Source organism: Kitasatospora sp. NPDC096204 (genome assembly GCF_044763205.1).
Taxonomy (GTDB): Bacteria; Actinomycetota; Actinomycetes; order Streptomycetales; family Streptomycetaceae; genus Kitasatospora.
On sequence record NZ_JBIWFT010000020.1, the window covers coordinates 70,722 to 91,924 of the forward strand.

General features: G+C 75.0%; 18 protein-coding genes. 4 read left to right on the plus strand and 14 right to left on the minus strand.

What is annotated here, in order from left to right; translation table 11 throughout:
- Positions 1 to 398: 398 nt before the first annotated feature.
- The 5 genes from ACIQ87_RS22465 to bldG form a co-directional block, all read right to left on the minus strand.
- Positions 399 to 857, minus strand: a complete 459-nt coding sequence (locus ACIQ87_RS22465) for a DUF3592 domain-containing protein (protein ID WP_402409457.1) — start codon at positions 855 to 857, stop codon at positions 399 to 401.
- 206 nt (positions 858 to 1,063) lie between these two features.
- Positions 1,064 to 2,596, minus strand: a complete 1,533-nt coding sequence (locus tag ACIQ87_RS22470) for a methyltransferase (protein WP_402409459.1) — start codon at positions 2,594 to 2,596, stop codon at positions 1,064 to 1,066.
- A gap of 758 nt (positions 2,597 to 3,354) precedes the next feature.
- Positions 3,355 to 4,146 (minus strand): hypothetical protein, encoded by a 792-nt coding sequence (locus ACIQ87_RS22475; RefSeq protein WP_402409461.1) that lies wholly within the window; start codon positions 4,144 to 4,146, stop codon positions 3,355 to 3,357.
- A gap of 339 nt (positions 4,147 to 4,485) precedes the next feature.
- Positions 4,486 to 4,905 carry an ATP-binding protein gene (locus ACIQ87_RS22480; protein WP_402409463.1) on the minus strand — a complete coding sequence of 140 codons (420 nt, stop codon included), beginning with the start codon at positions 4,903 to 4,905 and terminating at the stop codon, positions 4,486 to 4,488.
- A 159-nt stretch (positions 4,906 to 5,064) separates the two neighbouring features.
- A complete protein-coding gene (bldG, locus tag ACIQ87_RS22485) occupies positions 5,065 to 5,406 on the minus strand; it encodes an anti-sigma factor antagonist BldG (RefSeq protein ID WP_316522720.1) in 342 nt (113 codons plus the stop codon).
- Positions 5,407 to 5,628: 222 nt separating this feature from the next.
- Here bldG and ACIQ87_RS22490 point away from each other — a divergent pair, with 222 nt between their 5' ends.
- A complete protein-coding gene (locus ACIQ87_RS22490; protein WP_402409465.1) occupies positions 5,629 to 8,055 on the plus strand; it encodes a DEAD/DEAH box helicase in 2,427 nt (808 codons plus the stop codon).
- On the opposite strand, the gene ACIQ87_RS22495 is transcribed toward ACIQ87_RS22490, so the two are convergent.
- The 8 genes from ACIQ87_RS22495 to ssd all read right to left on the minus strand — a co-directional run bounded on the left by ACIQ87_RS22495 (position 8,050) and on the right by ssd (position 13,949).
- The gene (locus ACIQ87_RS22495; protein WP_402409466.1) at positions 8,050 to 8,586 is read right to left on the minus strand and encodes an Rv3654c family TadE-like protein; all 537 of its coding nucleotides are present in this window, start codon (positions 8,584 to 8,586) and stop codon (positions 8,050 to 8,052) included. The two genes, ACIQ87_RS22490 and ACIQ87_RS22495, sit on opposite strands and share 6 nt — an antisense overlap.
- Positions 8,574 to 8,918, minus strand: coding sequence for a TadE family type IV pilus minor pilin (locus ACIQ87_RS22500; RefSeq protein ID WP_402409468.1), 345 nt, complete (start codon positions 8,916 to 8,918; stop codon positions 8,574 to 8,576). Before ACIQ87_RS22500 ends, ACIQ87_RS22495 begins: the two co-directional genes overlap by 13 nt.
- A 244-nt stretch (positions 8,919 to 9,162) precedes the next feature.
- A complete protein-coding gene (locus ACIQ87_RS22505; protein ID WP_402409470.1) occupies positions 9,163 to 9,462 on the minus strand; it encodes a DUF4244 domain-containing protein in 300 nt (99 codons plus the stop codon).
- 54 nt (positions 9,463 to 9,516) lie between these two features.
- Positions 9,517 to 10,140 (minus strand): hypothetical protein, encoded by a 624-nt coding sequence (locus ACIQ87_RS22510; protein ID WP_402409472.1) that lies wholly within the window; start codon positions 10,138 to 10,140, stop codon positions 9,517 to 9,519.
- A gap of 149 nt (positions 10,141 to 10,289) precedes the next feature.
- On the minus strand, positions 10,290 to 11,345 hold the full coding sequence (locus tag ACIQ87_RS22515) for a type II secretion system F family protein (protein ID WP_402409473.1): 1,056 nt from the start codon (positions 11,343 to 11,345) through the stop codon (positions 10,290 to 10,292).
- Positions 11,346 to 11,350: 5 nt separating this feature from the next.
- Positions 11,351 to 11,491, minus strand: coding sequence for a hypothetical protein (locus ACIQ87_RS22520; protein WP_402409474.1), 141 nt, complete (start codon positions 11,489 to 11,491; stop codon positions 11,351 to 11,353).
- Positions 11,488 to 12,825, minus strand: coding sequence for a TadA family conjugal transfer-associated ATPase (locus ACIQ87_RS22525; protein WP_402409476.1), 1,338 nt, complete (start codon positions 12,823 to 12,825; stop codon positions 11,488 to 11,490). The genes ACIQ87_RS22520 and ACIQ87_RS22525 overlap by 4 nt, the downstream gene beginning before the upstream one ends.
- On the minus strand, positions 12,825 to 13,949 hold the full coding sequence (gene ssd, locus ACIQ87_RS22530) for a septum site-determining protein Ssd (RefSeq protein WP_402409477.1): 1,125 nt from the start codon (positions 13,947 to 13,949) through the stop codon (positions 12,825 to 12,827). Before ssd ends, ACIQ87_RS22525 begins: the two co-directional genes overlap by 1 nt.
- Positions 13,950 to 14,669: 720 nt before the next feature.
- Between ssd and ACIQ87_RS22535 the strand changes: the two genes are divergently transcribed.
- Complete coding sequence (locus ACIQ87_RS22535) at positions 14,670 to 15,584, plus strand: HAD family hydrolase (protein WP_392868206.1); 915 nt, start codon at positions 14,670 to 14,672, stop codon at positions 15,582 to 15,584.
- Positions 15,585 to 16,046: 462 nt separating this feature from the next.
- On the opposite strand, the gene ACIQ87_RS22540 is transcribed toward ACIQ87_RS22535, so the two are convergent.
- The gene (locus ACIQ87_RS22540; RefSeq protein WP_402409480.1) at positions 16,047 to 16,937 is read right to left on the minus strand and encodes an oxidoreductase; all 891 of its coding nucleotides are present in this window, start codon (positions 16,935 to 16,937) and stop codon (positions 16,047 to 16,049) included.
- A 214-nt stretch (positions 16,938 to 17,151) separates the two neighbouring features.
- On the opposite strand from ACIQ87_RS22540, the gene ACIQ87_RS22545 reads away from it, so the two are divergent.
- Positions 17,152 to 18,159: an ATP-binding protein gene (locus ACIQ87_RS22545; RefSeq protein WP_402409481.1), complete on the plus strand. Its 1,008-nt coding sequence runs from the start codon at positions 17,152 to 17,154 to the stop codon at positions 18,157 to 18,159.
- 458 nt (positions 18,160 to 18,617) lie between these two features.
- Positions 18,618 to 21,050, plus strand: coding sequence for a SulP family inorganic anion transporter (locus tag ACIQ87_RS22550; protein ID WP_402409483.1), 2,433 nt, complete (start codon positions 18,618 to 18,620; stop codon positions 21,048 to 21,050).
- Positions 21,051 to 21,203: the final 153 nt, after the last annotated feature.

Sequence of the window (21,203 nt, forward strand, 5' to 3'; positions counted from 1 at the left end):
CGCGGCACGACACCCCCACCAGCGGAGTGTGACCGTACCCCGGCCACCCTTGTCAAACGGACGGATCCCGCTTTTTCACTTGCCGGGCTCACCGACGCCACTCGAACGGTAACCCGATGACGGAGGTTCCCGCCCCGCGGAGGGGGGCCTTCGGCAGGTTCCGGAGGATGGAATGACGGATTTCAAGATCTGTCAACGGAAAATCGACGGACGGACACGGGGCACTCGCCCGCGAATCGCCCGCGGATACCCGGGGCACCCGGGGTCGCGCTCGGGGGTGGTGCTCGGGGGTGGTGCTCGGGGATCACAGCGGCCGGATGTGCTCCTGGGGTGTGAACAGGGGTTGTGCGCTGTGAGCAGGGGTTCGCTCGAAGGCGTGCTCAGGGGCGGCCGGAGGCTCAGCCGCCGGCCGCGGCCAGGAGCCCGGCGCCCGCCGCCAGGCAGCCCATGCCCAGGACGCTCCACAGCAGGTCGACGACGACCGCCCGGCCGACCTCCTCCGCCGCCAGCACCACCCGGCTCGGGTGCCGCGGGTCGTAACAGATCCGCACCGAGGCGCCGGGCGCGAAACGGTCCGGACGGCGCAGCGGGGTGTGACCGCGCGGACGGGCGATCACGAGCCCCGCGATCCCGAACGCGCCGGGCTCCCCGACCGAGGGCGGCACCGAGAAGGACAGCAGCGGCGCGCTGTCCAGCCGGCCGTGCACGTCGTCCTTGGCGACCACGGTGGCCACCGTCGGCGTCCCCCGGCGGCGCACCCGCAGGCGCAGGCTCACTTCGGCGGCGCACCAGAGCAGCAGCACGCCACCGAAGAGGGCGAGCACCGACCCGCCCACCATCGCCGTCGTCGTGTCCACCCCTGGCCCCCGGCTCCCCAACTCTGTCCACAGCCTGTGGACAGAGCTTCACAGCGGAGAGCCAACGGGAGACAGCCGCTCGGCGGCGACCGGACGAACCAGGGGGTACGGGCGGGTGAACCGGCCTGGCAACGGCAGGGCCGGCCCCGGCGAGGGCTCACCTCGACGGGACCGGCCTCGACGCCCCGGGATCAGCGCGCCCGGGATCAGCGGACCGGGTCGATGAACCCCTGCTCGGTCAGCAGACGCAGCGACTCCGGCACCCGGTCCCGCAGGACCACCCGGTCCTCGCCGAGCAGCTGCGCGATGGCGTCCACGATCTCGCCCGCCGACAGCGTCCCGTCGCAGACCCCGACGAAGCCGGCACCCACGGTGTCCACCTTGGTGGCCCGCCGCATGCCGCGGTTGTGACGCAGGATCACGTGCTCCGGATCCTCCGCGCCCGGCGCGCCGACCTGCTCCTGGACCACCTCGTCGGCCAGCACGTAGCGGGCCGCGAGCAGGCCCGCGTCGTCGTGCGAGCGGAGGAAGTCCTGCCGGTCGAACCAGGCCTCGATGTGCGGGCCGAGCGGCTGCTCCACCGGGTGCGGCCACTCCTCGACCCGTACGGTCGGACGCTCGGCGCCACTCGCCCGCAGGGTGATCCAGCCCATGCCGATGCCCTCGACCCGGCCCGCCTCGAAGGCGTCCAGCCACTCGCCGTACCGGGCCTGGTAGTCGCCGCCGGGGCCGCGGTGGTCCCCACCGTCGCGCAGCCACAACTCGGCGTACTGGGCCACGTCCTGGACCTCGCGCTGGACGATCCAGGCGTCCAGGCCGGTGCCCGCGACCCAGCCGGCCAGCCGCTCGTGCCAGTCCTCGCCCTTGACGTGCTGCCAGTTGGCGAGCAGCTGGCAGTAGCCGCCGGGCTCCAGGTGCTCGGCGGCCGAGCGGACCAGGCTGCGGCACAGGTCGTCGCCGGCCATGCCGCCGTCGCGGTAGGTGAACCGGCCGGCCGGCGAGATGACGAACGGCGGGTTGGAGACGATCAGGTCGAACTTCCGCTCCCCGACCGGCTCGAAGAGGCTTCCGGCGGACGCCTCGGTGTTGTCGAAGCCGGACAGTGCCAGGGTCAGCTCGGTGAAGCGCAGCGCACGCGGGTTGAGGTCCGTCGCGGTGACGGTCCCGGCGTGCCGGGCCGCGTGCAGCGCCTGCACGCCGGAGCCCGAACCGAGGTCCAGCGCGGCCCGGACGGGGCGACGCACGGTGATGTTGGCCAGCGTGGTGGAGGCACCGCCGACGCCCAGCACCAGGTCCTTGCGGGCCACCCCGTGCGCGGTCTCGCCGGAGCCGATGCCGCCGGCGCCGCCCACCGCGCAGCCGAGGTCGGAAACCACCCAGGCGTCCGAACTGGGCATCCCGGCCACCTCGTTGGCGTACGGACGGACGTCGACGGTGGCGCGCACCAGATCGCCGTCGGAGCGCAGCCAGCCGTCCGCCAGGCAGTCCTCCACCGGCAGCGCGGCGGCGGCCGCCCGGTACGGGACCGGCTGCTGGAGCAGGAACAGCCGCACCAGCGTCTCCAGCGGGCTGCCCCCACGGGTCGCCCGCAGCGCCGGGACCGCCTCGCTGCGGGCCAACGCCGAATAGCCGGTGGGCCCGAGCAGGTCCAGGCACCCGTCGGCGGTGAACGAGGCGGCGAGCAGCGCCTCACGGAACTTGGCGAGGCGGGTCGGGTCGAGAACGGGGCTACTGATCACCCCGCCATTGTCCCCCGCCGCCCACCCCGCGGCCGCCCCTGCGCCCCGCGCCCACCCAACAGAAGCCCGCACCACCCCGCGCGCCCCCGAAAGCCCCCACGCGCCGCCCCACCGCGCACACCAAGTCGTTCCGCCACTGCCCCGGGCCTGCCGACTCTCGGGGACCGCGCCTCCCACGGCGCCGGCCCGCGCCGCCCGGCACCGGACATGGCCCCGGTACCGGAACGGGCACGTCGGATCGTCCAGTCCGCCCGGACTCAGCTCGCGCTGGGCGCGGGGTTCGCCCCAGTGGCGGGCGGCGGTGCGGGAGCGGTGGTCGCCCCGGGTGCGGCCGGGCTCGCACCATCAGTAGCGCCGGGTGCCGGGGCCCGCGGAAGACGGCTCCGGGCTGCCCCACCGCGAACACCGCCTCCGCGCGGGCCACCGACCCGCACCACCACCGTCGCCGACGCACCGCTCGCCTCCGGACGTGCCCCCGGCCCCGGGGCGGACGCGGCGGATCGTCCAACCCGCCCCGCCCAGGCTCAGCTCGCACTGGGAGGCGGGATTCGCCGCAGTGGCAGGCGGCATCGCAGGAGCGGCAGTCGCACCGGGCGCCGGGGCCCGCGGAAACGGCGTTTCCGGGGCGGTGGCCCACCACGGACACCACCTCCGCGCGGGCCACGGGCCCGCGCCACCCGCTGTGGCACACGCGCCACCCGGCACCGGGCATGGCCGGTGCCGGAACGGACGCGTCGGATCGTCCAGCCCGCCCGGACTCAGCTCGCGCTGGGCGCGGGGTTCGCCCCAGTGGCGGGCGGCGCCGCGGGAGCGGTGGTCGCCCCGGGCGCGGCCGGGTTCGCGCTGTCGGTCGCACCGGGCGCCGGGGTGGCGGCCGGGGCGGCAGGAGTGTCGGTGGCACCGGGGGTACCGGGGGCCGCCGGGGTCGTGGCCGCGCCGCCCGGCGCCGGGGTGCCACTCGCGCCGGCACCCGCGCCGCCGCTGGCACCAGCGGTCGGGGCGGTCGTCGAGGACGGCTTGCAGCCCTCCTGCTTGGCCATCGCCGCGCCGAGGTCGCCGCGCTGGAGCTTGCTCTGCGCCTGGGTGGAGAGCGAGGCCAGCTGCTGCACCTGGTCGGCCACGCTGCGCAGCCCGTCGGCGAACTTGGCCTGGTCGGCGTTGGGCAGCGCGTCCAGCTTCTTCTGGACCTCCACGTAGCCGTCGGCCGCCTTCTTCAGCTCGTCGACGGTGTCCTTCTGGAGGGCCGCACCGTCCTGCACCTTGGGCGCCCCGGCCGCGTCGATGGCGGCGGCTATGTCCTGGTTGGTCTTGGCCAACCGCCCGATGTCCGTGGAGAGTCGCTTCTGGAGGTCGGCCGGGGCCTCGCCGGTCTTCACCTGGCCGGTGTCGGCGAGCGCGGCCTGTGCCTGGGCGATCGGGTCCTTGGCCGCGCCGCAGACGGTCGACGCCCAGGACTCCAGCTGCTTGCTGTTGTTGTCGTCGCCGCAGCCGACGGCGCCGAACGCGAGCAGCACGCCGAGGGCGGGTACGGCCAGCAGTCGCTTGTTCACCGGGAGAGGCCTTTCGGTTTCGGTCGTCATCGGTCGTCGAACCTACACGGCCGGTGTCCGTCCCCCGGTTCCCTGCCCCCGCTGCCCGCCCGTCGGCCGAGCCCCGACCGAGCCGCGTCCGCGGCGGCACCCGGGCATCCTCGTCCAACGCACCGGAGGTGGCCACGGGCGTGGGCGGAGCACCGGGACCGGACCTGCCGGAAGCGGTGAATCGCCGGGATCACCGAGTCGTCACCCGTGCCCGGCGAACGGACTCCAGCCCCGGCACGGCGAGGGAACGAGGGAGCGAGGAAACACGGGCACGCGGAAACGTGAAACGCCGAACTCGGGAAAGGCGCCTCAGACAGCGACGGAAGCGACCGAAACCGGCCAGCTCATCCGGATCAGGCCACCGTCCGTGCCGTTGGTGACCTCCAGGTCCTCGACCAGGCCGGTGATCACCGCGAGGCCCAGGGTGTCCTCGTCCGGCTCGCCGCCCTCGGCGTCGCCGGAGGCCGGGACGGCGGCGGGGCCGGCCTCGTCCTCGACCTCGATGAGGAAACGCTTCTCCTGATCGATCAGCGCGACCCGGACCGCGCCACCGATGCCTCCGCGCTGGTGCAGCCCGACCGCACGGGAGCAGGCCTCACCGACCGCGAGCCGCACCTCGTCGAGCACCGACTCGTCGACCCCGGCCCGTCTGGCGACGGCCGCGGCGACCAGCCTGGCCGTCCGCACGTGCTCGGGAAGCGCGCTGAATCGAAGTTCGACGGTTGCCATCTCTCCCCCTCGGGGTGCTCCGACCGGGGCCGGAGATCCGGCCCCTGCGGGCCGGCGGAACCGACCCAGGGGCGCCCGGGGGACGCCGGGCCACACGGGCCCGGACACCCGGACGCGAGGTAACGAGCTGGGCCGGCCGCACGGGCCGGCCCGGCCGCGTCAGTCGGTCGCCTGGACCGCGTCGTCCACCGACGTGTGGATCGGGAAGACCTTGGTGAGGCCGGTGATGCGGAAGATCTTCAGGATGCGCTCCTGGTTGCAGACGAGGCGCAGCGAGCCCTCGTGAGCGCGCACCCGCTTCAGACCGCCCACCAGCACACCGAGGCCGGTCGAGTCGAGGAAGTCAACGCCCTCCATGTCGACGACGAGGTGGTACTTGCCGTCGTTGACGAGCTCGACCAGCTGCTCCCGCAGCTTCGGGGCGGTGTACACATCGATCTCGCCGCCAACCTCGACGACCGTACGATCGCCGACTGAACGGGTCGACAGGGACAGGTCCACGGAACCTCCAGCACCTTGCCTTGCTACGTCATGTGCGATCCTCGGCCGGACGGCCGCCACCGCATGGTCGCGAGCCCGGGCGCGCCCAGCCAACGCGTGGCAAGCCTCAGCGCTGCGACCCACGGCCATACGGCCGTCACGGCCACATTCAACCACCTGCGACCATGCCCGCACGATGGCTTACGACGATTCTCCGTCACGCCGGTGACACACTGGGTCCTCATGCCGCCCCGACACAGCCCGCCCGAGGCACTGCTCACGACCCTGGCCACCAGCCGGGGGCGGTCCGACCGGCTCACCCATACGGAGCACCTTCCCGCCCGGCCCGCACGTTATTCACCGTGGCCCGACTCGATCCGTCCGGAGGTGGTGGCCGCGGCGCGCGCCGTCGGGGTGGAACAGCCGTGGGCGCACCAGGCAGAAGCGATGAACCTGGCCAAAAGCGACCAGACTGTGGTGATCGCCACAGGTACCGCCTCGGGCAAGTCGCTGGGTTACCTGGCCCCGTTGCTCAGCGACCTGCTGGACGGCACCGAGGCCCGCAACGGCCGCGGCGCCACCGCGCTCTACCTGGCCCCGACCAAGGCGCTCGCCGCCGACCAGCGCCGCCGGGCCGCCGAACTCGCCCCGCCGAGGGTCCGCGCCGCCCTGTACGACGGCGACACCCCGCCCGAGGAGCGCGAGTGGGTCCGCCAGTACGCCTCCTACGTGCTCACCAACCCGGACATGCTGCACCGGGGCATCCTGCCCGGCCACGCCCGCTGGTCCTCCTTCCTCAAGGCGTTGCGCTACGTGGTCGTCGACGAGTGCCACAGCTACCGGGGCGTGTTCGGCTCACACGTCGCCCAGGTGCTGCGGCGGCTGCGCCGCATCTGCGCCCGTTACGGTTCGTCACCCACCTTCCTGCTGGCCTCCGCCACCACCGCCGACCCGGCCGCGACCGCCCGGCGGCTGACCGGCCTGCCCGCCGAGGCCGTCACCGAGGACGCCTCGCCGCGCGGGCCGATGGTCTTCGGCCTCTGGGAACCGCCGCTGACCGAGAACGTCGGCGAGCACGGCGCGCCCGTGCGCCGCACCGCGACCGCCGAAGCCGCGCACCTGCTGACCGACCTGGTCGAGCGGGAGACCCGCACCGTCGTCTTCGTGCGCTCCCGGCGGGCCGCCGAACTCGTCGCGCTCCAGGCCCAGGACCAGCTCGGCCGTCCGCTCGCCGGGCGGGTGGCCGCCTATCGCGGCGGCTACCTCGCCGACGAACGCCGGGCCCTGGAGCGCGACTTGCACACCGGCCGACTGCTCGGCCTCGCCTCCACCTCCGCTCTCGAACTCGGCGTCGACATCTCCGGTCTCGACGCCGTCCTGATGGCCGGCTACCCCGGCACCCGGGCCTCGCTCTGGCAGCAGGCGGGCCGGGCGGGCCGGGAGGCCCAGGGCGCGCTCGCCGTCCTGATCGCCCGGGACGACCCGCTGGACACCTACCTGGTGCACCACCCGGAGGCGCTGTTCGCGGCCCCCGTCGAGGCCACCGTGCTCGACCCCGACAACCCGCACGTGCTCGCCCCGCACCTGTGCGCGGCCGCCGCCGAACTCCCGCTCACCGAGGACGACCTGGAGCTCTTCGGGCCTTCCGCCGAGCCGCTGCTGCCGGTTCTGGAGCGGCGCGGCCTGCTGCGCCGGCGCGGCGACGGCTCCTGGTACTGGACCCGCCGCGAGCGCGCGGCCGACGCGGTGGACCTGCGGGGCAGCGGCGGCAGCCCGGTGCAGATCGTCGAGGCCGACACCGGCCGGCTGCTCGGCACGGTGGACGCCGCGGCCGCCCACACCACCGTCCACACCGGAGCCGTCCACCTGCACCAGGGCCGCACGTACCTGGTCAGGGAGTTCGACCTGGGGAACTCCGTGGCGCTGGTCGAACCGGCCGACCCTCCGTACACCACGGCCGCCCGCGACATCACCTCCGTCTCCGTCCTCGACACCGACACCACCGTGGACTGGGGCGAGGGCCGGCTCTGTTTCGGCTCGGTGGAGGTGGTCAACCAGGTGGTCGGCTACCTCCGCAAGCGGATCTCCACCGGGGAGATCATGGGCGAGACCAAGCTCGATCTGCCGCCCCGCACGCTGCGCACCCGCGCGGTCTGGTGGACCGTCACCGAGGACCAGCTGCTCGACGCGGACATCCCGCCCGACCAACTGCCCGGCGCCGCCCACGCCGCCGAGCACGCCTCGATCGGCCTGCTGCCGCTGTTCGCCACCTGTGACCGGTGGGACATCGGCGGCGTCTCCGTCCCGCTGCACCCGGACACCGGGCTGCCGACCGTGTTCGTCTACGACGGCCATCCGGGCGGGGCCGGCTTCGCCGAACGCGGCTTCCAGCGGGCCGTCGAGTGGCTGACGGCCACCCGGACGGCGATCGCCTCCTGCGAGTGCGAGCGCGGCTGCCCGTCCTGCGTCCAGTCGCCCAAGTGCGGCAACGGGAACGACCCGCTGGACAAGGCCGCCGCCGTCCGGCTCCTGGACGTCCTGCTGGCCGGAGCCCCCGGAGCAGCCGAGGCACCGGACGACGGACCGGAGCCGGCCGGCGGGCGGGAGCCCGCGACGGACCAGCCGGAGGCGCCCTCGGGACCGGACGGTGGAGCGCGGACCGGCTCATGAGGCCGCCGCCGCTGCGCTCGGAGCCCCGGCTGGGGCCCCGGCCGGGGCTCCGCCCGGCCCGTCGCCCGGGGCGTCCTCTGGGCCGGTGACCGGAGCCCGTACCGGCCCGGCTCGGGCCCTCGCCCGGGCCGGGCCGACCGGCACTCGGGCCGGGAGCCCACGGACCTCCGCCTCGGCCACCACCTCGACGGCGTCCGCCGACCGGTCGACCGCGCAGGACACCAGCCCGGCGCCCTGTGCGGCGGCGATCCCGGCGGCCCGGCCGCAGCCGCCGTCCTGGTCCAGCAGCAGCCGGTCCGCCGCGGCGAGGGCCGCGAGGTCGGCCGCCGACTCGGCCCGGTGCCGAGCGGCGACCACCGAGCCGACCGCGAGTGTCCCGGCGAACACCGCCGTGCCCGACATCGCCAGGGCGAGCAGCCAGACCGTCGCCGAGCCGGCGTCCGGCCCTCGTCCGCCCAGCGCCGCCGCTCGGGCCACACGGGTGCGCAGCACCCGCTCCGCCGTCTCCCGCAGCCCGGTCAGGACGGCCATGGACCACCACCGCCCTCCGTGGCCGCCACCAGGACGTCCTCCCGCGCCGCCACGGCCGCCGCACCGAGCCGGACGGCCAACAACTCGCCCAGCCTGCCCGGCCCCGCGCACGGCGCCTCCACGTCGACCCTGACCGTGTCGGCCGCCACGGCCACCCGGACCTGTGCGCCCGGTGGGGCCGCCGCGCGGGCGAGTTCGGCGGCGTCCGCCTCCCCGCGCGCGGCCGCCCTGGCACCGACCCGGGCGGCGTCCACGCAGCGGATCTGTGCGGCCGCCGCGAGCACGCCCCAGATCAGCATCGCCGCGAGCAGGACGAGTGCCGGCAGTGCCACCGCCGTCTCCGCCGTCACGAAGCCCGCGTCGCCGCGCCGCGTCGGGCGCAGCGACCACGACCGGCGGACGCCGCGCTCCCCCGCCCGGCCCCGGCCTGTGTGCGGGCCCCCGCCACCCGTCCGGAGCGCGGGCGGGGCGGGGTCGAGGTGCCTGCCACGCACGGCGGCGGCGGGGCCGCCCATCGCCCGGCGGGCCAACGGAAGTTGACGGCCGACGCCAACCGCGCCCCAAGGGTTCCCGGCCCTAGGCCGCATGGAGCGCCCGTACCAGCATGTCGGTCAGCGCACTCGTGATGGCCTCGCCGGTCACCACCTTGTACAGCACGGCCGCGAGGGCGCACGCGGCCAGCGTCCCGACGGCGTACTCGGCCGTGGTCATCCCGGCGTCCGACCGGCCCCGGAGCCGGGCCACCCTGCGCACCCGGCAGGCCACCCGCCGCCTCCTCCGCCGCCACGTGTCGGCCGACGGGCGAAGCGGGCGCCCTGCACCGGGCCCGGTCGCGATCACTGCGGTCATGAAACTCTCCTGTCGCTCGATGTCCATTGCTGTCTGTTGCTGTCGGTCGTCGTCTGCTGCTGTCCCGCGCCCGGCTCTTGTTCACATCGCCTGGGCGAAGCGGCTGGTGAGGCCGACGACCACCGGCACCACACCGATCAGCACGAAGGCCGGGAGGAAGCAGAGCCCCAGCGGCGCGGTGGCGAGCACCGCGGCCCGACGGACCCGGGCGTGGGCCGCCCGGGCGGCCGCCGTGCGCTGCCCCTGGGCCAGCCCGATCAGTGGGCCGGCGGCGGGGACACCGCCGAGGCTGCTGCGCTCCAGGCAACGGGCCAGCGGCGCCAGCGACGGGTGCTGCTCTCCCAGTCGATGCCAGCACAGCTCCGGCGGGGCGCCCAGGGCCAGTTCGGCCCCGATCGCCACCAGCCGGGGTCCCAGTGGGGCCCCCACGCTCCGGCCCACCGCCGACACGGCTTCCGAGGGCAGCGCCGCCGAGCCGAGACAGGCGGCCAACAGCTCGGCACCCAGGGGGAGTTGCCTCGTCAGAAGCTCCTCCTCGCGGGCCGCCTTGCGGTCGCCCGTCGACGGCGCCCGAGCCGACCACCGGTGGACGCCCACTGCCAGCAACACCCCGACGGCCGGCCCGGTGCCGCCACCGAGCAGTGCCGCCGCCGCGAGCCCGACGACGACCGCCGCCACCACCTGCCGTCGACGCCCAACCCCCAAGGCCGTCAGCCTGGTTCGGTTCCGAGCCTCCTGGCGCTCGCGGGCCCGGGTGAACACCCCTCGGCGCCTCACCCGGCCACGCGCCCACACCCACCCCAGGACAGCCGCACCCGCCAGGAGGACGACTGTCGCCCACTCGATGCCCCGGATCACCCCGCCCCCGCCCCGAGCACTCGTGCGCGCACCCGGGACAGCCCGCAGTGCCGCTCGCCCGCCCGCGGAGCCGGTGCGACACGGTCGGCGAGTCGACGCCGCCCGCCCCGCTCCGGGGGCTCCTCCAGCGCGCCTCGGGCCGCAGCCCGGACGATGCGTGCCGTCCAGAGCACACCCAGCCCCTCCAGGACCGCCCCCGCCGCGAGACAGCCCAGCCCGGACGGGGTGTGCAACAGGACCTCCAGCGGGCGCGCCCCGAGCGCGGCGCCGAGGAACAGTCCGACGCCCGGCAAGGCGGCCAGGACGGCGATCGTCGCACGCGGCCCGGCCAGTTCCCCGGCGATCTCCTCCGCGAGTGCCCGCTCGCCGCGCAGCGCCTCCGCGACCCGGTCCAGGGCGGCGGCCAGCCCTGACCCGCTGTCCGCGGCCACCCGCCAGCAGGCCGCGATGGCCGCGGCCCCACGCCCGCCCGGCAGTTCGGCCAGCAGGTGCAGCGCGGCGGGCACGTCCCCGCCGTACCGGCCCGCCGCCAACCGGGCCACCGGCTCCTCGCCGAGCCTGCGCAGCGCCTCCGGGGCGGCGGCGAGCCGCGCGGTGACCAGGTGCAGCGCCTGCTCCGGCGTCGCCCCGCCACGCAACTCCCCTGCCAGGCCCGCACAGAGGTCCACCACGGCCGCGGCCCGGTGCCCGGCCTCCACCGCCAGGCGCCGCCGTAGCCGCCAGCTTCGCAGCGGCAGGACGGCCAGGACCGCCGCGAGCGCCGGCACCGCCGATGCGGTGACCTTCCCGGCAACCAACCCCAGCGGCAGGATCAGGAGTTCGGGCACCAGGAACCCCGGCAACCGGCCCCGGTTCCGACCCCGAATCCGCCTCTGCCCCTGACCCCACTCCAGGACCTCCGGGCCCGGCCACCGCACCGGAGGCCCGCTGCCCGCCAACACCAGCCTGGAGCGTCGCCCGCCCGGCAACCGCTCCTGCACCGCCCACCACGCGGCGGCGGCCACCAGGCACAGCACCACCGTCCAGCACAGCGCCACCTGACCCTGCGTCATGTCGATCACCTCCGTTGCCTCCAGCCCTTCCGGCCCCGGCCGCCGAGCAGCACCAGGGCGCCCACGGCGCACCCGCCCAGCAGCAGGGCAAAGGCGAGTTCCACCACCCGCACGTCCGCGCCGACCGCCCTCGCCACCGCGATCACGGCCGCCCCGGTCTGAGCGACACCCCGCGCGCCGCCAGCAGTCCGACCAGCCGCGCCCAGCCCGCGCCGGGACGCATGCCACCGGCCGCGGGGAAGGCCACGGCGGGTGTGGTCACGGCCGAACCGTCCCCCGCCCCGGCCAAGGTGTGGATCTCCGCCACCCGGCGCTGCCCCGAACCCGGATCGCGAACCAGGTGCACCACCACGTCGAGCGCGGCCCGCAGTTGGCTGTGCAGCGCCGCGCGGTCGAGACCGGCGAGCGCGCCCAGGGCCTCCAGTCGGACCGGCACGTCCGCCGCCGTGTTGGCGTGGACCGTGCCGCAGCCGCCCTCGTGCCCGGTGTTCAGCGCGGCCAGCAGGTCCGACACCTCGGGCCCGCGGACCTCGCCGATCACCAGCCGGTCCGGGCGCATCCGCAGCGCCTGGCGGACGAGGTCGCGCAGGGTGAACTCGCCCAACCCCTCCTGGTTGGGCGGCCGGCCCTGGAGCCGGACCACGTGCGGATGCGCCGGTCGCAGCTCGGCGGAGTCCTCGGCGACCACGATCCGCTCGTCCGGCCCGACCAGGCCGAGCAGGGCTGACAGGAGCGTGGTCTTCCCCGAGCCCGTCCCGCCGGACACCAGCAGTGACAGCCGGGCCCGCACGATGCCCGCGAGCAGCTCCGCGCCCTCCGGTGGAAGCGATCCGCCCGCCACCAACTCGTCGAGCGTGAACGGCCGGGAGCGGCAGACCCGCAGCGAGATGTGCGTGCAGCCGGCCGCGATCGGCGGCAGCACCGCGTGCAGCCTGGTGCCGTCCGGCAGCCGGGCGTCCACCCAGGGGCGGGCGTCGTCCAACCGCCGGCCGGCCGCGGTGGCCAGCCGGTGGGCCAGCCGCCGCACCGCCTCGGCGTCGGCGAAGCGGACACCGGTGGCTCGCTGCAGGCCGCCGCCACGGTCGACCCACACCTCCTCCGGGCCGTTCACCAGGACGTCCGTGACGTCGGGCGCCGCCAACAGCCGCTCCAGCGGGCCCGCACCCACCAGCTCGGCGCGCAGCGAGCGCACGGTGTCCAGGACCTCGTCCCCGCCAAGCGGCGGGCGGGTGGCCCGCAGCGCGGCCGCGACCGAGCCCGCCGTCGGGGCGGCCCCCGACTCGGCCAGTCGCAGCCGGACCGCGTCCACCAGGGCCGCCGTCCGCTGCTCGCGGGCCGTCCGGCCGTACGGGCAGGGCCCGTGCCCGGGCTCCGGCGGCACGCCGGGCAGCGGCACGCTCCGCAGCGGCCGGTGCTCCCGTGCACCGCCATCCTGGCCGGGCGAGCCGCCCCGGAGGACCGTTCCACGCAGACGGACCATCAGTACACGCCTCCCCCGACCGCCGGCACCGGCGGCAGCACCTCGTTCAGGAAGCTCGCGCAGAAGCGCGCGAGCGGGCCGCTCTCCCGGATTCCGGGCGGAACGCCCTTCACGACGTCCTGGGCCAGGCCCGGTTCCGGCTCCAGCTCCCCCGCCAGCGGCAACCGCAGCCCTCGGACGATCTGCCGGGCCGGCAGCCCGCCGGCCCGCACCGGCCGCACCACGGCCCGGACGTCCCCGAGCCGCATCCGGGCCGCCGCGGCGACGCGGTCGGCGGCGGCCACCGCGCGCAGCTCGGCCGACACCACCAGGAGCGCCAGGTCGGACTGCTCCAGCGCCTGCCCCGCGGCCGCGTCGAGGTGTCGGGGCACGTCGACAACCACCAGCCCGCCGCGCCGCCTGGAGGCGGCCAGCACGCTGCGCATGGCCTCCGGCAGCACCGTCAGGGTGTCGCCGCGGTCCCAGGACAGGCAGGACAGCGAGGAGAGTCGCTTGAGCACCGGCAGCGCCCGGGCCAGCTCGGCCCCGCTGACCCGGCCGCGGGAGCCCGCCAGATCGGGCCAGCGCAGCCCGCTGACCCGCTCGCCGCCGAGCAGGATGTCGAGGCCCCCGCCCAGCGGATCGCCGTCCAGCAGCATCGTCCGCCGGCCCGCCCGCGCGGCCGTGACCGCCAGCGCGCAGGCCAGGGTCGAGGCACCGGCCCCGCCCGAGCCGCCGAGCACCGCGACGGTGACCGCCGGGCAGCCGACGCCTTCGGCCGCGTCGGCGATCCGGTCGAGCAGCCAGGCCTCGGCGTCGGGCAGGAACAGCACGTGTTCGGCCCCGAGTTGGACGGCCCTGACCCACACCCCGGGGTCATCCAGGTCCAACCCGAGCAGCAGCACCCCGCCGCGCCGCCCCAACGCGGAGCAGCGGACGGCCTGGTCGTCCCCGACCAGGACCAGCGAGGCCCCTTCCCAGAGGGCCCGCGTCGGCGGGGCGCCCCGGACCAGCCTCGGCTCGGTGCCCGCCGCCGCGCAGACCCGCAGCAGGTGCTCGGCCAGGCCCTCGTCCTCGGTGACGATGAGCGGCCCGGCGACCGCGGGGCCCTCGGCGGTGATGTGGTCGGCGATCGGCGTCGACATGGATGCTCCCCTCTGCGCCGCCTGCCACCAGGCCGGCGGCGCACGTCGGACGATTCCGGCGGGCGGCCGCCCGACAGGCCTCTGAGGGAGGAAGGGGTGAGCCCTGCCCGGCGACCGCCGCCGGTCATCACGGTGGGGGGAGATCCGGATTTCGTCATCCGGCATTCGATTGCCTGTGGATAACTCGTGGGCTGTGGATGAAAACGTTCACCCGGGCGGGGGGCTAATCGGCGAAGAATTGACGAAAGGGGGTCACCGAGATGAACCGGCGGCCCCTCGCATCCCGTTCGCCCGGTCTCTCCGACCCCACCCGCCGCCTTCCGGACACCGCTTCCGGGCGGGCTCGCGGCACCGATCGGAACCAGCCGTTCGATCCCCGACGGACATGAGCAAATGGCAACGCAGAGTGACGGAAGTCGATCGGCGGGCCGAGGTGTCGACACCCCCTGTAGGCCGCCGAGGCCGCGACGGCGGATCCGTCGCGAGGGGCGTTCAGGCCCTGAAAATGGCCCCGGACGTGCGACGACCCCCGCCGGGGGGGAGAGCGGGGGTCGTCTATCCACAGCCCGGCTCGGGGGGGAGGAGCCGGACCGGGTTAGCACGGTCGCGAACGATCCGTGACTTCCATGGTGTACCCGAGCGGCCAGAAACACAAACCCGCACGCCCGCGAGTACGCCGAATGGCGGGGTGTTTTGCGGCTCCCTCTATCCTCGGTTCCCGTGGACACCACCGAGAACGCCGACGACCACGCCGACGAGTCCCAGGGCGACACCACCGGCCCCGAAGAGCTCCGCCCGCAAGAACTCCGCCCGCCCGTTCGCCCGAGGCCCGGCGGGCCACGCACGGCGGCCTTCTTCGACCTCGACAAGACCATCATCGCCAAGTCGAGCGCGCTGGCCTTCAGCCGCCCGTTCTACCAGGGCGGGCTGATCAACCGTCGGGCCGTACTGCGCAGCGCGTACGCCCAGTTCGTCTTCCTGGTCGGCGGCGCCGACCACGACCAGATGGAGAAGATGCGCGAGTACCTCTCCGCACTCACCCGGGGCTGGAACGTCCAGCAGGTCCGCGAGATCGTCGCCGAGACGCTGCACAACCTGATCGACCCGATCATCTACGACGAGGCGGCCTCGCTGATCGAGCAGCACCACGCGGCCGGCCGGGACGTGGTGATCGTCAGCAGCTCCGGCTCCGAGGTGGTCGAGCCGATCGGCCGGCTACTCGGCGCGGACCATGTGATCGCCACCCGGTTGAAGGTCGAGGACGGCTGCTACACCGGCGAGATCGAGTACTACGCCTACGCCGAGAACAAGGCCGCGGCCATCCGGGAGTTGGCCGCGACCGAGGGCTACGACCTGGCCGCCTCGTACGCGTACAGCGACTCCTCCACCGACCTGCCGCTGCTGGAGGCGGTCGGCCACCCGTCGGCGGTCAACCCCGACCGCGCGCTGCGGAAGGAGGCGCAGGCCCGGGAGTGGCCGGTGCTGGTCTTCGACAAGCCGGTGGAACTGCGGCGGCGGCTGCCCGAGTTCTCCGCTCCGAGCGGCTCGGTGCTGACCGCCGTGGCGGTCGGGACGGCCGCGGTGACCGCCGGGGTGATCTGGTATCTGGCCCACCGGCGGCGCCCGCTCGCCTGAGGCTCCGAGGCCCGCACCCCGGATTCCTTGGCCAAAACGGGCAATCGGGACAGACTTCTCGTTTCGGGTTCCCCTTTCGCCCGAAACGCGATACAAATGAAGCACGGCCCGCGAGACCCGGTCAGGACCTAAGAGGTCAAACCGACAACGCAGTTCAGGCCCCACGGACCGCATGTACAGATATCCGGGCACCCACATGCAGCCGACCCGCTGTCGGGCCGCCGGACCAGACGAACGGGCAGGATCCCCGTCTGATCGGCACTTCCGGTGCATGCATGGTCACCCGGTATCTGCACCAGCGGCGGCACCCGGCAGGATCAGGTGCCGCCGCATCTCCGTCTCCGCGCGCCTCCGCGATCCCCGCGCGCCTCCACGGTTTCCGCACGCCTCCACGGTTTCCGCGCGCTTCCCGGCGTCCGCACGCCCCTCTCGGGGCGTGCGCGCCGCTCGACGTCCGGCCGCTCAGACCATCCCGCGCTGCATCGCCTCGCAGACCGCCGTGCTCTCCCGCACGCCGAGCCGCAGCGCCCGGCCGCAGTGGGCGATCCAGGCCGCCATCCCGTCCGGGGTGCCCGCCAGGTAGCCGGCCAGGGCCCGGCGGTAGGCGGCGGTACCGAGCTCCGCCAGGCCTACCTCGGCCGGGCAGATCGACTTCGGGTCGAGCCCCTCGGCGATCAGCACGATCCGCTGGGCGGCCCGCGCGATCACCCCGTTGTGGGTGCCGAACGGCCGCAGCGCGAGCAGTTCGCCGTGCACCACGGAGGCCACGACGAGGGCCGGCGTGCCCACGCCCTGGCCCTCCGCACGCGCCACCAGCAGCCGGGAGAGCTGGTCGAGCCGGGCCGCGACCTCCTCCGCGCCGGGCGCCGGCGGCAGCACGGGCAGCGGCCCGTCCGCGGCGTCGACCTCGACGCTCTCCACCGGCTCCAGTTCCAGCGGGAACAGCTCGTCGGCGCCCTCCCCGGCCCGCCGCGGACGGCCGGCGGCCGGATCGCCGTCGCCGACCGCGAGCAGGTGCAGCCGGGCCAGCACCTGGAGCGGCGAGTGCCGCCAGATGCTGAGCAGCTGGCCGGCCTCGGCGGCGATCCGCAGGGCCGCGCCGACCGTCCGGGCTTCGGGGTCCGCGCCGAAGTCGCTGCGGCGGCGGACCTCCTCCAGCGGCCAGTCGGCCCCGGCCAGGGCCGCCGACGCGCGGGCGCCGCGCAGCGCGGACTCGGAGGTGACCTCGGCCGCGCGGCGGCGCATCACCCGGTGGCCGTAGAGCCGGTCGACGGCCTTGCGCACCTCGGCCACCGCGTCGGGCACCCCGGGGAGCTGGGCCAGCGGGGCGAGGGGATCAGTTCCAGTGCTCACCTACCCGAGAGTAATGAACGGGCCGCCCCTCCCGGAACAGCAACCCCGCATCACCCGTTAGAGGCAATCCTCACTTCCCGCCCCCGGCGAAACCCAAACCCCGGCTAGCATGACCACTATCGGAGACGATAACGATTTCCAACTGGGGAACGCGTCGCGCGCCCTGGGCAGGCGGCCCACCCCGAGGGCCCTGAGCGAGAGCCGGAGTCCCCAGATGAAGATCGCCTTCGTCGGCAAGGGCGGCAGCGGGAAGACCACGCTGTCCGCACTGTTCATCCGCCACCTGGCGGCCATGGGCCGACCGGTCATCGCCGTGGACGCCGACATCAACCAGCACCTGGGCCCGGCCCTCGGCCTGACGGACGACCAGGCCGCCGAACTGCCCTCGCTGGGCAGTCACCTGCCGGAGATCAAGGAGTACCTGCGCGGCAGCAACCCGCTGATCCGCTCCTCCGACGAGATGATCAAAACCACGCCGCCCGGGCGCGGTTCGCGACTGCTGCGGATCGTCGAGGAGAACCCGGTCTACGCCTCCTGCGCCCGCCCGATCGCACTGGACGAGGGCTCGGTCCGGCTGCTGGCCACCGGCGCGTTCACCGAGGAGGACCTCGGGGTGGCCTGCTACCACTCCAAGGTCGGCGCGGTGGAACTGCTGCTCAACCACCTGCTGGACGGCCCGGACGAGTACCTGGTGACCGACATGACAGCGGGCTCGGACTCCTTCGCCTCCGGCTTGTTCACCCGCTTCGACCTGACCTTCCTGGTGGCCGAGCCGACCCGCAAGGGCATCTCCGTCTACCGCCAGTACAGGGACTACGCCCGCGACTTCGGCGTGCGACTGAAGGTCATCGGCAACAAGGTGCAGGGCCCGGACGACCTGGCCTTCCTGCGCCGCGAGGTCGGCGACGACCTGCTCGCCACCTTCGGGCAGTCGGACTGGGTGCGCCGCCTGGAGCAGGGCGCCGAACCGCCGCTGAAGTCCCTGGAGCCGGCCAACCGGACGGTGCTGGAGGAGCTGCGGATCGAGGCCGACGCGGCGTACGGACGGCGGGACGCCCGCCGCTACACCGAGCAGGCGGTGCTCTTCCACCGCCGCAACGCGGAGAGTTGGGCCAACTCCAAGGTCGGCATCGACCTCGCGACCCAGGTGGACGAGGACTTCGTCCTGGGCGGGCTCGCGGACGACGGCGAGCGCACGGCCCCGGCGGGCGCCCACGTCTGACCGGCACCGCCGCAGCCGAACGGGCCGCGGCCTCCCCACCCCGGGGAGGCCGCGGCCCGTCCCCTGTACCCGGCCGCGTCCACACGCCGCCGCGCTCCCGCGACCGGCCGACCCACCGCCACCAGCAGATTCCCGACCGTTCGGCCACCACCCATTGGAGTGAACCAGGGGGTTTTCCACTTCCCTCCCGGAACCACGCTGTGCAAAGCTTTCATTACCCTCGGTTTACCGAGTCTTGATGGTTCGTCCGGCGGCCCCGGTGAGACGTCCCGCACCTCGCCCGGAGTCCTGGCGGGCCTGATGGTCAACGCCGGCCGGTGGCGCCCGCACTCCCCCGCCGCGCCCACGCCATCCCGCCACACCGTCGCGCCCACGACAGCCGATCCGCCCCGGAGCCCCACCCCCGGACCCACCGCCGGACCTGACTGCGTTCGCTCCCCCGGACAGACGGGAAGACAATGACCCTCGACATCTCCAGTGCCCCCATCGCCTCCGACACCACCGACCACGCACCGCCGGGCCCCGGCCCCCGGATCCGCTGGGCCCAGGACCTCTCCGCCTCCCTCGTGGTCTTCCTCATCGCCGTGCCGTTCTCCCTCGGCATCGCGCTCGCCACCGGCGCCCCGCTCACCGCCGGACTGGCCGCCGCGGCCGTGGGCGGGATCGTCGCCGGGCTGTTCGGCGGCACACCGCTCCAGGTCAGCGGCCCCTCCGCGGCGCTGACGGTGATCACCGCCGGGCTGATCGCCCAGTACGGCTGGCAGGCCACCTGCGCCGTCACCGTCGCCGTCGGTCTGCTCCAACTCCTGCTCGGCGCACGCCGGGTGGCCCGGACGGCGCTCGCCGTCTCGCCCGCGATCGTGCACGGCATGCTGGCCGGCGTCGGGATCACCATCGCCGTCGCGCAGCTGCACGTCGTCCTCGGCGGCTCGCCGCAGAGCTCCACGATCGCCAACCTCCGGGCCCTTCCCGGGCAGTTGGCCGGCCCACACCCGCCGGCCCTGCTGGCCGGCGCGGTGACGGCGGCCGTCCTGCTCGGCTGGCCCCGGCTCGGCCGACTGCCGGGCCGCGCGGGCGAGTTCGGCGCCCGACTGGCCAAGGTGCCCGGTCCGCTGGCCGGGGTCGCACTGGCCACCGCCCTCGTGCTCGCCCTGGACCTGCGGCTCGCCCGGATCGAACTGCCCGCCTGGCGGCCGCAGGCGTTCCTGCCCGCGCTGCCGCACGGCCCGGCGCTGGGGCTGCTCGCCGCCGTCCTCACCGTCACCGCGGTCGCCAGCGTGGAGTCGCTGCTGTCCGCCGTCGCGATCGACCGGATGTCCCGCCGCACCGGCGACCTCGACCGCGAACTGCGCGGCCAGGGCCTCGCCAACCTGGTGAGCGGCCTGGTCGGCGGACTGCCGGTCGCCGGCGGCGCGGTGCGCGGCACCGCCAACGTACGGGCCGGCGGCCAGACCAGGTGGGCCTCGGTACTGCACGGCGTCTGGGTGCTGGCCGCCGCACTGGCGCTGACCGGCGGGCTGCGCCGGATCCCGCTGGCCGCGCTCGCCGCGCTGGTGCTGGCGGTCGGGCTGCAGATGGTGAACTTCGCGCACATCCGCAAGGTGCACCGGCACCGCGAGTTCCCCGTCTACCTGGTCACCGTGCTCGGTGTGGTGGCCGCCGGCGTGCTGTGGGGCGTCGCGATCGGCGCCGGCACCGCCATGCTGCTCGCCCTCTACCGGCTGACCCGCGCCCACGTGGACGTGGAGACCGGCCCCGGCGGCACGTTCACCGTCCACACCCACGGCCCGCTCACCTTCACCACCGTGCCCAGGCTCGGCCGGGCGCTGGCCGGCATCCCGGCCGGGGCCGAGGTCACCGTGGTCCACGACGGCTCCTTCCTGGACCACGCCGCGTACGAGACGCTGCACACCTGGCGGGCCGGGCACCAGGACACGGGCGGCCGGGTCTCACTGGTGACGCGCCGCCAGGACGACGAGGTGCTCGACCCGGACGGCACCGTGCGCGCGGGCAGTTCACCGGGCCCGCACCGCTGCCGGGCCTGGACGCCCTGGGTCGGCCACCACTGCATCGAGCAGCAGGAGGACCCGCACGGCCGACTGCTGGACGGCGTCCGGGTGTTCCAGCTGCACACCGCCCCGCTGATCCGGCCGGAACTCGCCCGGCTGGCGCGCGAGGGGCAGACGCCCTCCCAGCTCTTCCTGACCTGCGCGGACTCCCGGATGGTCACCAGCATGATCACCAACAGCGGTCCGGGCGACCTGTTCACCGTGCGCAACGTGGGCAACCTGGTGCCGGCCCCGCACGAACCCGGCGCGGCGGACGACTCGGTGGCCGCCGCGGTGCAGTACGCAGTCGAGGTGCTGGAGGTCCGGTCGATCACGGTCTGCGGCCACTCCGGCTGCGGTGCGATGCAGGCCCTGCTGGACGGCGTGCACGAGCGCCCCGGGCCACCCACCCCGCTGGCCCGCTGGCTGCGCAACGGCCGCGGCTCGCTGGACCGGCTCCGACGCGTCCCGGCGGAGTTCGCCTCCCGGCCCGTGGTGGATGTCGTGGAGCAGCTCTGCATCACCAACGTGGTCCAGCAGTTGGACCAGTTGATGGCGAACCCGGCGGTCGAGCGCCGGGTCGAGGAGGGCACCCTGCGGCTGGTCGGGATGTACTTCGACTTCGCGACGGCCCAGGCCTACGTCCTGGACCGGGCCGCCGGGACGTTCAGCCCGGTCGAGGCCCGCCCCGGGAAGCACCCGAACGCGATCGAACGCCACGCCGAGGCAGCCGTCGGAACCGACCCCGGCGTCCGGCCGAACGCGGCATCGGCCGAACGGGTGAATGAGGACGATCGGGTTCCGGCCGGGGGCAGTGAGGGGGATCCCCGGCTGGCTGCCTGAGAGCCGGGTCCGTGTCCCCGCCGGGCGGGCCGGGGCACGGGCCCACCCACCCCCGCGCGGTCGTCCGGTCCTCCCGGGCGGATCGCACCGGAGGCCGGTCGGCCGCCGATCAAAGGTCTACACCAATTCCCAGGAGCCTCTTGTCAACTGCCC

Excerpts from the sequence above, each read along its gene's own strand:
- ssd (WP_402409477.1), bottom strand. The coding sequence starts at position 13,949 with ATGTCGACGCCGATCGCCGACCACATCACCGCCGAGGGCCCCGCGGTC.
- ACIQ87_RS22550 (WP_402409483.1), top strand. The coding sequence starts at position 18,618 with ATGACCCTCGACATCTCCAGTGCCCCCATCGCCTCCGACACCACCGAC.
- ACIQ87_RS22525 (WP_402409476.1), bottom strand. The coding sequence starts at position 12,825 with ATGGTCCGTCTGCGTGGAACGGTCCTCCGGGGCGGCTCGCCCGGCCAG.
- ACIQ87_RS22505 (WP_402409470.1), bottom strand. The coding sequence starts at position 9,462 with ATGGACATCGAGCGACAGGAGAGTTTCATGACCGCAGTGATCGCGACC.
- ACIQ87_RS22515 (WP_402409473.1), bottom strand. The coding sequence starts at position 11,345 with ATGACGCAGGGTCAGGTGGCGCTGTGCTGGACGGTGGTGCTGTGCCTG.
- ACIQ87_RS22480 (WP_402409463.1), bottom strand. The coding sequence starts at position 4,905 with ATGGCAACCGTCGAACTTCGATTCAGCGCGCTTCCCGAGCACGTGCGG.
- ACIQ87_RS22545 (WP_402409481.1), top strand. The coding sequence starts at position 17,152 with ATGAAGATCGCCTTCGTCGGCAAGGGCGGCAGCGGGAAGACCACGCTG.
- ACIQ87_RS22490 (WP_402409465.1), top strand. The coding sequence starts at position 5,629 with ATGCCGCCCCGACACAGCCCGCCCGAGGCACTGCTCACGACCCTGGCC.
- ACIQ87_RS22495 (WP_402409466.1), bottom strand. The coding sequence starts at position 8,586 with ATGGCCGTCCTGACCGGGCTGCGGGAGACGGCGGAGCGGGTGCTGCGC.